Annotated in this window: 11 protein-coding genes; 2 read left to right on the forward strand and 9 right to left on the reverse strand. The window is 68.4% G+C overall.

Going from position 1 to position 12,528, the window contains the following annotated elements:
• Positions 1 to 10 precede the first annotated feature (10 nt).
• From ACAM57_RS18695 to ACAM57_RS18705, 3 genes are all read right to left on the reverse strand, one after another.
• Positions 11 to 1,789 (reverse strand): pseudouridine synthase, encoded by a 1,779-nt coding sequence (locus tag ACAM57_RS18695; RefSeq protein ID WP_369658463.1) that lies wholly within the window; start codon positions 1,787 to 1,789, stop codon positions 11 to 13.
• Positions 1,786 to 2,736: an SMC-Scp complex subunit ScpB gene (scpB, locus tag ACAM57_RS18700; RefSeq protein ID WP_369658464.1), complete on the reverse strand. Its 951-nt coding sequence runs from the start codon at positions 2,734 to 2,736 to the stop codon at positions 1,786 to 1,788. Before scpB ends, ACAM57_RS18695 begins: the two co-directional genes overlap by 4 nt.
• 128 nt (positions 2,737 to 2,864) lie before the next feature.
• A complete protein-coding gene (locus tag ACAM57_RS18705) occupies positions 2,865 to 3,836 on the reverse strand; it encodes an RluA family pseudouridine synthase (RefSeq protein ID WP_369662453.1) in 972 nt (323 codons plus the stop codon).
• 77 nt (positions 3,837 to 3,913) lie between these two features.
• Between ACAM57_RS18705 and ACAM57_RS18710 the strand changes: the two genes are divergently transcribed.
• Complete coding sequence (locus tag ACAM57_RS18710) at positions 3,914 to 4,723, forward strand: outer membrane protein assembly factor BamD (RefSeq protein WP_126018814.1); 810 nt, start codon at positions 3,914 to 3,916, stop codon at positions 4,721 to 4,723.
• A 56-nt stretch (positions 4,724 to 4,779) separates the two neighbouring features.
• Here the strand turns inward: ACAM57_RS18710 and ACAM57_RS18715 are convergent, their stop codons facing one another.
• Positions 4,780 to 6,876, reverse strand: a complete 2,097-nt coding sequence (locus ACAM57_RS18715; protein WP_369658465.1) for an ATP-dependent DNA helicase — start codon at positions 6,874 to 6,876, stop codon at positions 4,780 to 4,782.
• Positions 6,873 to 7,076 carry a YdcH family protein gene (locus tag ACAM57_RS18720; protein WP_093201587.1) on the reverse strand — a complete coding sequence of 68 codons (204 nt, stop codon included), beginning with the start codon at positions 7,074 to 7,076 and terminating at the stop codon, positions 6,873 to 6,875. The genes ACAM57_RS18715 and ACAM57_RS18720 overlap by 4 nt, the downstream gene beginning before the upstream one ends.
• A gap of 108 nt (positions 7,077 to 7,184) precedes the next feature.
• Between ACAM57_RS18720 and ACAM57_RS18725 the strand changes: the two genes are divergently transcribed.
• Positions 7,185 to 7,958, forward strand: a complete 774-nt coding sequence (locus ACAM57_RS18725; RefSeq protein ID WP_126018808.1) for a PP2C family serine/threonine-protein phosphatase — start codon at positions 7,185 to 7,187, stop codon at positions 7,956 to 7,958.
• Between the two features lie 36 nt (positions 7,959 to 7,994).
• Here the strand turns inward: ACAM57_RS18725 and ACAM57_RS18730 are convergent, their stop codons facing one another.
• From ACAM57_RS18730 to odhB, 4 genes are read right to left on the reverse strand one after another with little or no spacing between them, the layout of a single operon-like run.
• A complete protein-coding gene (locus ACAM57_RS18730) occupies positions 7,995 to 8,666 on the reverse strand; it encodes a hypothetical protein (protein WP_369658466.1) in 672 nt (223 codons plus the stop codon).
• On the reverse strand, positions 8,663 to 9,760 hold the full coding sequence (gene zapE / locus ACAM57_RS18735; protein ID WP_369662454.1) for a cell division protein ZapE: 1,098 nt from the start codon (positions 9,758 to 9,760) through the stop codon (positions 8,663 to 8,665). Before zapE ends, ACAM57_RS18730 begins: the two co-directional genes overlap by 4 nt.
• Before the next feature lie 16 nt (positions 9,761 to 9,776).
• Positions 9,777 to 11,207 (reverse strand): dihydrolipoyl dehydrogenase, encoded by a 1,431-nt coding sequence (gene lpdA, locus ACAM57_RS18740; protein ID WP_369658467.1) that lies wholly within the window; start codon positions 11,205 to 11,207, stop codon positions 9,777 to 9,779.
• 17 nt (positions 11,208 to 11,224) lie between these two features.
• Entirely contained in the window at positions 11,225 to 12,496 is a 1,272-nt protein-coding gene (odhB, locus tag ACAM57_RS18745) for a 2-oxoglutarate dehydrogenase complex dihydrolipoyllysine-residue succinyltransferase (RefSeq protein ID WP_184638594.1), read from the reverse strand.
• Between the last annotated feature and the right edge of the window lie 32 nt (positions 12,497 to 12,528).

Genomic DNA, 12,528 nt, shown 5'->3' on the forward strand with positions numbered 1-12,528 from the left:
CGGCAGACTTTCAGCGCCCGCGGCGGCGTCCGCCGCCCTGGCCTGCGAAGCCGCCCCCGCCCCCGCCGCCTCCGCGGCGCTGACCTCCTCCGCGCTGCTCCTTGCGCTGGCGCGAGAAGCTGTCGGCGCCGATGTAGCCCAGCGAGGTCTTCATCGGATCGGGCTGATTGCCACCGCCACCCTGCTGCTGGCGATCGCCGCCCTGGCGGCTGCCGTTGCCGCGGCGTCCCTGCCCCTGGGGCTGCCCGCCGCCACGGTTGGAACGTCCTCCCCGCTCGCCGCGCGGCGGACGGCCGTCGCCAAGCGGATTCGGGATCGGCGCCTCGCGCCCGCCGTCGTCACGCGCTTCGCGCATGTCGCGCGGCTGCTGCTGGCCGCCGCCGTTGCGATTGCCACGGCGCTTCTTGTTGCGGCCGCCGCGGCCGTTGCCGCCACCGCCCTCCTGCCCCGGGCCACGCTGCTGCTGGCCCGGACGGGCGACCGCGCCACCCGAGGCCTGGAACAGCGCGCGGATGTCGCGGTCGTCGAGTTCCATCCAGGCGCCGCGCTTCAGGCCGCGCGGCAGCACCATCGCGCCGTAGCGGATGCGGATCAGCCGGCTGACCGCGTGGCCCACGGACTCGAACAGCCGGCGCACCTCGCGGTTGCGGCCTTCGGAGATCGTCACGCGATACCAGCAGTTGGAGCCTTCGCCGCCACCGTCCTCGATGGCACCGAACTGCGCCATGCCATCGTCGAGGCGCACGCCGTCCAGCAGCTTCTGCTTCTCTTCGGCGGTGAGCGCACCCAGCACGCGCACCGCGTACTCGCGCTCCAGGCCGAAGCGAGGGTGCATGAGCTGGTTGGCCAGGTCGCCGGAGCTGCTGAACAGCAGCAGGCCCTCGGTATTCAGGTCGAGACGGCCCACCGACTGCCACTTGCCCTGCTGCAGGCGCGGCAGCTTGCGGAACACGGTCGGGCGGTTCTGCGGATCGTCATGCGTGACCACCTCGCCCACGGGCTTGTGATAGGCGATCACGCGCGGCGGCGGTGGCGCGATGCGATAGCGGATCGGCTTGCCATTGATCTTGACCTGGTCGCCGTACTGGATGCGCTGGCCGATGTGGGCCGGCTCGTTGTTGACGGAAATGCGGCCCTGCAGGATGAGCTGCTCCATTTCGAGCCGCGAGCCCAGGCCGGCCTGCGCCAGCACCTTGTGCAGCTTGGGCGAATCGGCCTCAGGGAGCAGCACGCGCTTGAGCGGCGGGACTTCGGGGCTTTCCTCGTCGGCGTCGAACTGGCCGGAGATGACGTCCGCGAAGCGGATCGGCTCCGGCGGCGGCGCGTTGCGCTGCTCGCGCTCGGCGGCGCGGCGGGCGCGGTCGAGGTCGTCCTCTTCCTCGTCCGGTTCTTCGTCGTCCTCGTCTTCGTCACGGGAGTCATCATCGCGGTCATCGAGGCGCTCGGCCCGATGCGCCTCGACAGGCTCCGGATCACGCGCCACCTCCGCGACGACTGCAACAGGCGCCTCTTCGACGACGGCCGCGACAACTTCCGGCTCGCCCACTTGCCGGGGCGCCTCCGCCACGGGCGCGGCCACGGCCTCGGCCTCGGTTTCGGGCGCAACCTGCTCGACCACCTTCTTCTTGCGTGGTGCACGCGGCTTCTTCGGTGCCTCGACTTCTGCCTCGGCCGGCGCTACCGCCTCGACTGCATCGACCGCCTTCCTGGCCGGGGTCGCCCTTTTCTTCTTCTTGACTTCGGGCTCGACCGGCAGCATCGCTGCGTCTTCGGTGTCGGTTGTGCTCATGAGGTTTTTCCGGGGGAGGGAGCGTCAGGGTCGGTCTCGTCCTCGGACGGGGCATCGGGCTCTGACGCGGGTTCTTGTTCTGGCTCGGCGGGGGCAGATTCGGCGCCCGCTTCGTTCTCGGCGAACTGTGCCTGGGCGGCCTCGATCGCTTCGGCAGCTTCGGCTGCCTTGACTGCTTCCACGACTTCGGGCGCGGTGTCGACGACCGCGGGCTCCCGGGCAGGCATCTCCGGCGCTTCAGCCGTCTCGGCAACGGCTTCTTCGCCTTGTTGCGCAGCAGCAATCTCGGCGTCCGCCGCCGGCACGCCGGCCAAGGAGAGCTCCAGCTCCGCCGATCCGGACGCATCTGCATCGCCCTCCGGCGCCGCGTCGATCGGCAGCCCCTGCTGCTCGCCCGAGGCCTGCTCGAGCGCGTCGACCAGCGCCGCCTGCTGCGCGGGCGTCTCGATCAGCGGCAGCTGGTCGAGCGAGGCCAGGCCCAGGTCATCGAGAAACTGGCGCGTGGTCGCGTAGAGCGCCGGGCGGCCGACCGTTTCACGGTGGCCGATGACCTCGACCCAGCCGCGATCTTCCAGCTGCTTGAGGATCAGCGAGTTGATCGTCACGCCGCGGATGTCTTCCATGTCGCCGCGCGTGGCGGGCTGTCGGTAGGCGATGATGGCCAGCGTCTCGAGCGCCGCGCGCGTGTAGCGCGGCGGCTTTTCGGGGTGCAGGCGATCGAGGTGGTCGCGCATTTCCGGCCGGCTCTGGAAGCGCCAGCCGCTGCCGACGCTCACCAGCTCCAGGCCACGTTGCGCCCAGTCTTCCTGCAGTTCGAGCAGCAGCGCCTTGATGGTGTCCGCACCCAGCTCGTCGTCGAACAGCACGCGCATATCGCGCACCGGCAACGGCTGGCTCGAACAGATCAAGGCGGTTTCGAGAATGCGCTTGGCATCCGCCGTATTCATGGTTCGCGTTATCCGGGAAAAGGCGCCTGGGGGCGCTTGTTCAGAAGGATGGAAGGAGTAGGCGCTGCAGGCACGCGGCGAATGCAACGCAAGGCCGGTCTCGGGCGACCGGCGCGGCCCTCGGGCCGTCAGGCGCGATTGTAATCCAGCCCCCAGGCCTGCAAAGCCTGGACGAGGTCCCCCGGCAACGGCGAGCGGAACTCCAGCGCCGCTTGCGTGACGGGATGCACGAAGGCCAGCCTGAATGCATGCAGCGCCTGCCGCGACAGCCCCGCGGCCGGCGCGCCGCCGTAGAGCGCGTCGCCCACCAGCGGATGGCCGATGGAGGCCATGTGCACGCGGATCTGGTGGGTGCGCCCGGTTTCGAGCGTGCAGCGCACGGCACAGCCCTCGGCGTTGCTGTCGAGCCGCTCGATCAGCGTGCGGGCGGTCTTGCCCGCGTGGCGCTCCAGATCGACCACCGCCATGCGCAGCCGGTTGCGCGGATCGCGCCCGATGGGGGCGTCGACATGCCGTGCAGGGGCGCCCTCCCACTGCCTGTGGCCGATGGCCAGGTACTGCCGCTTGACCTCGCGCGCGGCGATCAGCGCCACCATCGCATCCATGGCGGGGCGCGTGCGCGCCACCACCATCAGGCCGCTTGTATCGCGGTCGAGCCGGTGCACGATGCCGGCGCGCGGCAGCAGCACCGCCTTGGGGTCGAGCGCCAGCAGGCCGTTCAGCAGCGTGCCGCTCCAGTGCCCCGGCGCCGGGTGCACCACGAGGCCGGCGGGCTTGTCGACGATGCGCAGATGCTCGTCCTCGTACACGGTGACGATGTCCATCGCCTCCGGCCGAAAGGCCTGGCTCTGGGGCGTGGGGCGCAGCTCAATGCGCCCGGACTGCCCCGCCTTCACCGGCGCCGAGGCCTTGGTGACGGTGCGCCCCTGCAACTCGACGACGCCTGCCTCGATCAGCTGCTGCAGATAGCTGCGGGAAAACTCGGGCACCAGCGCCGCCAGGGCCCGATCCAGCCGCTGGCCGTGCTGGGCCGGGTCGATGACGAAGGGCCGCTGCTCGCTGGCCTCGGCCGGGTCGGCGCCCTCTTCGTGCTCGGCCACCTCCGGGCTGTCGGGGATATTGCCCAGAGGGTCGGTCGATATAATTGAGGGCAACTGTTTCACGAAAGCCGTATGTGATGATTCGCGCCAAATTATCGGTCCCCGCCTGGATCGCGCTCAGCGCGGCGGCTCTGCTGGCAGCTGGCTGCTCGTCGACCCCGACTGCCGACAAGACCGCCACCTGGAGCCCCAACCGCATCTATTCGGAAGCCAAGGACGAGGCCGGATCGGGCGCCTACGACAAGGCCATTCCGCTCTACGAGAAGCTCGAAGGCCGCGCAGCCGGCACCCCGCTGGCCCAGCAGGCACAGCTGGAAAAGGCCTACGCCCAGTACAAGTCCGGAGAGAAGGCGGCCGCCATCGCCACCGTCGACCGCTTCATGAAGCTGCACCCGGCGAGCCCGGCCATGGACTACGCGCTCTACCTCAAGGGCGTGATCAACTTCAACGACGACCTCGGCATGTTCGCATTCCTGACGCGCCAGGACCTGTCGGAGCGCGACCAGAAGGCCGCCAAGGAATCGTTCGAGGCGTTCAAGGATCTGGCCACGCGCTTCCCCGACTCGCGCTATGCCCCCGACGCACGCCAGCGCATGAACTACATCGTGAACTCGCTCGCGCAGTACGAGGTTCACGTGGCGCGCTACTACTACACGCGCGGCGCCTACCTGGCGGCCATCAACCGTGCCCAGGTCGCGCTAGCCGACTACCGCGAAGTGCCGGCGCTCGAAGAAGCCCTGTACATCATGGTCAAGTCGTACGACGCACTCGGCATGAAGGATCTGCGCGACGACGCCCAGCGCGTGCTGACCACCAACTACCCGCAGAGCACCTTCCTCGCCAACGGCTTCAAGGGCAAGGACGACCCGTGGTGGAAGGTCTGGTAAGCCAGACGACCTTCCTGAACCGGTAGGGCCGCAAGCGCCCTGCCGAAGCCTCCCGCTCAGTTCCTGAGCGCCTCCAGCGCGGCATGGAAATCGGCTTCGTTCTCGAGCCGCCGCATCGGAGGCAAGGCCGCCAGCAGACGGCGGCCATAGCCCATCGCCACCAGCCGCGTATCGCAGATCGCCAGCACGCCGCTGTCGGTCTCGCGCCTGATCAGGCGCCCCGCACCCTGCTTGAGCGCCACCGCCGCCTCGGGCAGCGAATAGTCGGCGAACGAACTGCGCCCCTGCGCCTCCAGCCGCTGCGAGCGCGCCTCGACCAGCGGATCGTTGGGCGGCGGAAACGGCAGCTTGTCGATCACCACCAACTGAAGCACGTCTCCCGGTGCATCGAACCCCTCCCAGAACGACGCCGACGCCACCAGCACGCAGCCCGCGCGCCCGGCGCTCGAGCCTTCGCGGAAGCGGTCCATCAGCACGCGCTTGGGCAGTTCGCCCTGCACGAGCACTTCGGGCCGAACTTGTGCGTCGAGCAGTTCGAACTGCTGCCTCATCTCGTCGCCGATGGTGCGCAATGCGCGCAGCGTGGTCGTCAGCACCAGCGTGCGGCCGCCCAGCTCCGCCGCCCCGCGCGCCGCGAGCTGCGCGACGCGCTGGCTGTGCGACGGATCGTTGGGCTTGGGAAAGGCGCGCGGCACGTAGATCGCGGCCTGGGAGGCGTAGTCGAAGGGGCTCTGCACGCGCAGCACTTCGGCGTCCTGCAGGCCGCAGGGCTCGGTGAACCAGCGCAGCGTGGGCTCGTCGCCCAGCGTGGCCGACGTGAAGACCCAGGCGCGGCCGCCCTCTTCGTGTGCAGCGCCCGAACGCGCCGGCTGCTCGCCGTAGGCGTCCAGGCCGTCTTCCTGCTCGTCACCGTCGATCCCGGCCTCATCGGCCTCGCCGGCCTCGTCGGCGATCTTGAGCACCCGCTTGCGCATCGCATCGGCGATGTCCAGAGGCGATTCGATGAGCCGCAGTTGCGTGCCCACATCCACCCAGCGCACGGAATCGAGTTCGCACGGCAAGGCGAAGCGCGCGGTGCGTTTCGCGAGCTGGCGAGCCCGCTCGTGCAGCCGCACGAAGTCGGGCGAGATTTCGCTGACGGTGTCCAGCCCTTGCGCCGCCGCCCGGAATGCATCCAGCAGGTCGTCGAGCGCCCCCTGCCACGCCGCCGGGTCGATGCCCTCGGGCGACGGGCCCAGCCAGCGCAGCTTCGCGCCCGGCCATTGCTTGCCGACAACCAGCCGCAGATCGCGCGCGGCGCGCTCGGTGGTGGAAACCAGCTGCTGCCAGTCGACCAGGCCGCGCGCATGCTGCAGGCCCGCGGCCAGCATGTCGTGTGCGAAGTCGAGCGCCTGACCGGTTCCGAGCTGGGCGCCCAGGAACTGCACGCCGGTCTCGTTGAGTTGATGCGCCTCGTCGAACACCACCACGCTCACCGTCGGCAGCAGCTCCGCCATGCCGGTCTCGCGCACCGCGAGGTCGGCGAAGAAAAGATGGTGGTTGATGACGACGATGTCGGCCGCCAACGCCTCGCGCCGCGCCAGGTTGACGTGGCAGGGCTTGAACTGCGGGCATTGGGCGCCCAGGCAGTTCTCGCGCGTGGAGGTGATCAGCGGAATGAGCGGCGAGCGCTCGTCGAGCCCCGGCAGCTCGGCCAGGTCGCCGGTGCGCGTGGCCTTGGACCATTGCTCGATCTTGGCGAGCGTGCGCAGGCTGCCGCGCTCTGGCAGGGAAGCATCGTGGCGCGCCATGTCGAGCCGGTGCAGGCACAGGTAGCTGGCGCGGCCCTTGAGCAGCGCCGTGCGCACCGGCAGGCCGAAGGCTTCGACGAGACGCGGCAGGTCGCGGCCGAAGAGCTGGTCCTGCAGGGTCTTGGTGGCGGTGGAGAGCAGCACGCGCTCGCCGCTCAGGAGCGCCGGCACGAGGTAGGAAAAGGTCTTGCCGACGCCGGTGCCGGCCTCGACCACCAGCACACCGCCCTTGTCGATGGTGCGGGCCACGGCCATCGCCATCTCGGTCTGCCCCGAGCGTTCGCGGAACTGCTGCGCGGCGCGCGAAAGGCCACCGTCCTGCGCGAAGGCGTCGCGCACCTTGTCTTCGAGCGACCCCGTCACGCCGGCTCTTTCGGATCGAGGATGTTTTCCAGGCGGGCGATCTGGTCGCGCAGCGCGAGGCGGCGCTTCTTGAGGCGCCGAAGCAGCAGCTCGTCCTGCGGCGAGCCTTCGGCCAGACGGTCGATGGTGGCGTCGAGGTCTGCGTGCTCGATGCGCAGTTCGATCAGCTGGCGGGAAAGGGAGTGAAGATTGGAGTCCAACGGTGGGGAGCGCACGCCTGGTTTTCGCGCCGCATGTTCATTCGATAATACGTCCTGACACGAATCTCCGAGAAGACAGGAACCCGCGCTTCAGGCGCCCATTGCTTCATGACCCAAGGCTTTCGACTCGCAGCGGCCACCGGACTCCACAAGGGAGACCGCCCGTACCAGCAGGACCAGGTCCTGCTGATGAGCCACCCGCGCGTGCCCGGCTGCGTGCTGGGCGTTGTGGCCGATGGCATGGGTGGGCGCAGCGGCGGGCGCAAGGCCTCCGACCAGGTGCTCATGACGGCGCGCCAGCTCTTCACGCGCTACCAGCCCGGCAAGGAAGACCCGGAAGCCTTGCTCAAGCAGATCCTCGAGGACTCGCACACGGTCATCAAGCTCACCGCCGTTTCCGCCGAGCAGGAACCGCACAGCACGATCGCGGCCTTCCTCATGAACCCGAAGGGCGACTGCGCCTGGATCCACGCCGGCGATTCGCGCATCTACCACTTCCACGACGGAGAGCTCCTCAAGCGCACGCGCGACCACTCGTACGTGCAGGTGCTGATCGACCGGGGCCAGATCACCGAGGCCGAGGCCAACATCCATCCGCAGGGCAACATCCTGCTGGGCTGCCTGGGCATGACGACCACGCCGCCGCCCATCGACCCCTACTACATCCCGAAGATGGCGCCGGGCGACCTGCTGATGGCCTGCAGCGACGGGCTCTGGCACTACTTCAGCCCCGAGGAACTGGCGAGCGTGCTTTATGCGCAGCCGCCGCGCGACGCGGTGGAAATCCTGGTGGGCGAAGCGCGCCGCCGGGCCCGGGGCACGGGCGACAACATCTCGATCGCGGTCCTGAAGCTCGATCCGCTCCCCGCTGCCGCCGCCTGAGCGCGGGCAGCGGGCGCCACCCTCTCTCTTTGCCTGTCAGGGCTTGGCCGGTCCCGGCTCGGAAGGCGGCGGGGGCAACGGCGCCCCGCGCGGCTTGTCGCGCTGCTGGGCGTTGCGCCGCTCGCGATCGGCCCTGTGTTCCGCTGCACGGCGCTGCTTCTCCTCGAAGCGCCGAACGGCCTCTGGCGCGTCGGCGCGACGCTGGGCTGCCTTGGCCTGCTCGTCGGCGTGCGACTGCTGCTTGGACTGGAACTGGCGCTCGCGCTCGGCAGCTTCGGCTGCCGTGGAGGCACGGCTGGCCGCGTGATCGGCGGCGCGCTGCTCGCGGTCCTTCTGGTTCTGGATGGATTGCTGCTGCTTCTCGGGCGTGTCCACCGAACGCTGCGTGCCCGCCTTTTCGTCGAGCTTCCTCAACTCGGCCGCACCGCTGCGCTGGCGCTGGATGTCGTTGATCGCGGTTTCCTGCCGCTTGATGTTGTCCGTTTCGGCGCGGCGACGGGTGCGGCTCTCGCGCAGGCAGTCTTCCACCGCGAACTTCTTGTAGCAAGCGGCCCGCTCCTCGACGTAGCGCTTCTCTATGGCCTCTCGCTCGGCCGACAGCCGGCGCTTCTCGGCGTCGAGGTCGGCGTTGCCCGCCGTGGCGTTGGACTGCGCCCACAGCGGCAGGCTGGCCAACGCCATGAACAGGGCAAGAACGATTTTTTTCATGTAAGTCGGGTATCGACGACGCGGCGTTCCAGGGCAAGGAACTCGCTCGATTGCATCTCGGTGAGCCGGGAGACCGTGCGCGGAAACTCATGCGACAGCGGGCCCTCGGTGTACAACGCCTCGGGCGGAACCTCAGCCGACATGATGAGCTTGCATCGCCGGTCGTACAAGACGTCGACCAGCCATGTGAAACGGCGTGCTTCGGAAGCCATGCGCACCGGCATGTGCGGCACGTCGGACAGCAGGATGGTGTGGAACTGGCTCGCGATCTCCAGATAGTCGTTCTGCGAGCGCGGACCACCGCACAGCGTCTTGAAATCGAACCAGACCACGCCGCCGGCCTTGCGCAGCGCGCGGATCTCGCGCTGCTCGATGTGCAGGATCGGGTTCTCGTCCGCCGTCTCGGCGAGCTTCTCGAAGGCCTTTCGCATCTCCTTCTCGGCCGCCGCGTCGTTGGGCGTGAGATACATGCGCAGCTGCTCCAGCGTGCGGCGCCGGTAGTCGGTGCCGTTGTCCACGCTCAGCACCTCGAGCTTTTCGTTCAGCAGCTCGATGGCAGGCAGGATGCGGTCGCGGTGCAGGCCGCCCGGGTACAGGTCGTCGGGCTTGAAGTTCGAGGTGGTGACGAACCCCACGCCGTTGTCGAAGAGCGACACCAGCAGGCGATGGAGAATCATCGCGTCGGTGATGTCCGCCACGTGGAACTCGTCGAAGCAGATCAGCTTGTAGCGCTTCGAGATGCGCAGTCCCAGTTCGTCGAGCGGGTTCACCGTGCCCTGCAGCTCGCGCAGCTCGCGGTGCACCTCGCGCATGAACTCGTGGAAGTGCAGGCGCGTCTTGCGCCGCAGCGGCACGGCGTTGAAGAACAGGTCCATCAGGAAGCTCTTGCCCCGCCCGACGCCGCCGTACATGTAGACGCCGCGCGGGAGCTCCGGCCTGTTGATGAACTTCTTCAGCGCATTCGAGCGCTGGGCCTTGTACTCGGCCCATTCGCTGGCGCAGCGATCCAGCGCCTCCACGGCGCGCAGCTGCGCGGGATCGCTCTTGAACCCGCGCGCAGCGAGTTCCGCCTCGTAGGCCTGTTTGACGCTGATCAAGAGAACGGCTGGATCAGAAGTTCAGCGTGCGCTTGTCCACGGCGAGTGCCGCTTCCTTCGTGGCTTCCGACAGCGACGGGTGCGCGTGGCAGATGCGCGCGATGTCCTCGGCGCTGGCCTTGAACTCCATCGCCACAACGGCTTCGGAGATCAGCTCGCTGGCCTGCGGGCCCACGATGTGCACGCCCAGGATCTCGTCGGTCGCGGCGTCGGCCAGGAACTTGACCATGCCGGTCGTGTCGCCCAGCGCGCGTGCGCGGCCGTTCGCCAGGAACGGGAAGGTGCCGGCCTTGTAGGCGCGGCCCGAGGCCTTGAGCTGCTGCTCGGTCTGGCCGACCCACGCGATCTCGGGGCTGGTGTAGATCACCCACGGGATCGTGTTGAAGTTGACGTGACCATGCTGGCCGGCAATGCGCTCGGCCACGGCAACGCCCTCTTCCTCGGCCTTGTGCGCCAGCATCGGGCCACGCACCACGTCGCCGATGGCCCACACGTTGGGCAGGCTGGTCTTGCACTCGTCGTCCACCGCGATGGCGCCGCGCTCGTCGAGCTTCAGGCCCACGGCTTCGGCGTTCAGGCCGATGGTGTTGGGCACGCGGCCGATCGACACGATCAGCTTGTCGACTTCCAGCGTCTGGGCTTCGCCCTTGGCGTCGGTCCAGGCCACGCTCACGCCCTTCTTCGACGACTTGATCTCGCCGACCTTCACGCCGAGCTCGATCTTGAGCTTCTGCTTGTCGAAGGCCTTCTTGGCTTCCTTCGCGATCTGCTCGTCCACCGCGCCGAGGAAGGTCGGCAGCGCTTCGAGCACCGTGACTTCAGCGCCGAGGCGACGCCACACCGAGCCCATTTCCAGGCCGATGACGCCCGAGCCGATCAGGCCCAGCTTCTTCGGCACCGCGCCGATGCGCAGCGCGCCGTCGTTCGAGAGGATGTTCTCCTCGTCGAAAGGCGTGCCCGGCAGCGCGCGGGCGTTGGAGCCCGTGGCCACGATGATGTGCTTGCCGACGATCGACTCTTCGGCGGCGCCAGCCACCTTGATCTCGTAGCCGCCGGCGTCCGCCTTCACGAACGAGCCGCGGCCATGGAAGAACGAAATCTTGTTCTTCTTGAACAGGTACAGGATGCCGTCGTTGTTCTGCTTCACGACCTGGTCCTTGCGGGCCAGCATCTTGTCGATGTCGAGGCCCAGGCCTTCGACCTTGATGCCGTGGTCGGCGAAGTGGTGGCCGGCCTGCTCGAAGTGCTCCGACGACTGCAGCAGCGCCTTCGAGGGAATGCAGCCCACGTTGGTGCAGGTGCCGCCCGGTGCGGGGCCGCCCTTGCCGTTCTTCCACTCGTCGATGCAGGCGACGTTGAAGCCGAGTTGCGCGGCGCGAATGGCCGCGATGTAGCCGCCGGGGCCGCCGCCAATGACGACGACGTCGAATTGCTTGTTTGCCATCTGGTTCTTTCTCCCGATCAGATGTCGAACAGCAGGCGCGACGGGTCTTCGAGCGCTTCCTTCATGGCGACCAGGCCCAGCACGGCTTCGCGGCCGTCGATGATGCGGTGGTCGTAGCTCATTGCCAGGTAGTTCATCGGACGGACCACGATCTGGCCGTTCTCGACCACGGCGCGGTCCTTGGTGGCGTGCACGCCGAGGATGGCCGACTGGGGCGGGTTGATGATCGGGGTCGAGAGCATCGAGCCGAAAGTGCCGCCGTTCGAGATGGAGAACGTGCCGCCGGTCATCTCTTCGATGCCCAGCTTGCCGTCCTGTGCCTTCTTGCCGTATTCGGCGATCTTCTTCTCGATGTCGGCGAAGCTCATCTGGTCGGCATTGCGCAGGATCGGCACCACCAGGCCGCGCGGCGAACCGACGGCGATGCCGATGTCGAAGTAGCCGTGGTACAGGATGTCGTTGCCGTCCACCGAGGCGTTGAGCACCGGGTACTTCTTGAGGGCATGCACGGCGGCCTTCACGAAGAAGGACATGAAGCCGAGCTTCACGCCGTGTTCCTTGGTGAAGCTGTCCTGGAAGCGCTTGCGCAGTTCCATGACGGGCGCCATGTTGACTTCGTTGAAGGTCGTCAGGATGGCGTTGGTCGACTGCGACTGGATCAGGCGCTCGGCGATGCGGGCGCGCAGGCGGCTCATCGGCACGCGCTGCTCGGGGCGCTCGCCCAGGTCGGGGGCGCTGGCGGGAGCGGCGACCTGCGGCAGTGCAGGCTTGGCGGCCGGCACGGCGATGGTGGCGGCAGGTGCTGCAGGCTTGGCGCCCGAGGCGACTGCGGCGAGCACGTCGCCCTTGGTCACGCGACCGTCCTTGCCGGTGCCGGCCACGTCGCCCGTCTTCAGGTTGTTGTCGGCCAGCAGCTTGGCGGCGGCGGGCATCGCGACGTCGGCCTTCGAGCCGCCGGTGGCTGCAGCAGCCGCTGCGGGAGCGGCCGCGGGCGCCGGGGCCGCCGCGGCGGCGGGTGCCGCTGCGGGAGCGGCCGCGCCCGCCTTGCCTTCGGTGTCGATCTTGGCGATCAGCTGGTCGGCGACCACGGTGGCGCCGTCGGGCTGGATGATTTCGGCCAGCACGCCGGCCGAGGGAGCGGGCACTTCGAGCACGACCTTGTCGGTCTCGATCTCGATCAGGATTTCATCGACGGCGACGGCTTCGCCGGCCTTCTTCTTCCAGGTGAGCATGGTGGCTTCGGCCACGGATTCGGAAAGCTGGGGGACTTTGACTTCAACGATAGACATTTGGAGTGGGCTCCGATTTGTTCTTCAGGGTG

The organism is Variovorax sp. V15 (assembly GCF_041154425.1).
Taxonomy (GTDB): domain Bacteria; phylum Pseudomonadota; class Gammaproteobacteria; order Burkholderiales; family Burkholderiaceae_C; genus Variovorax; species Variovorax guangxiensis.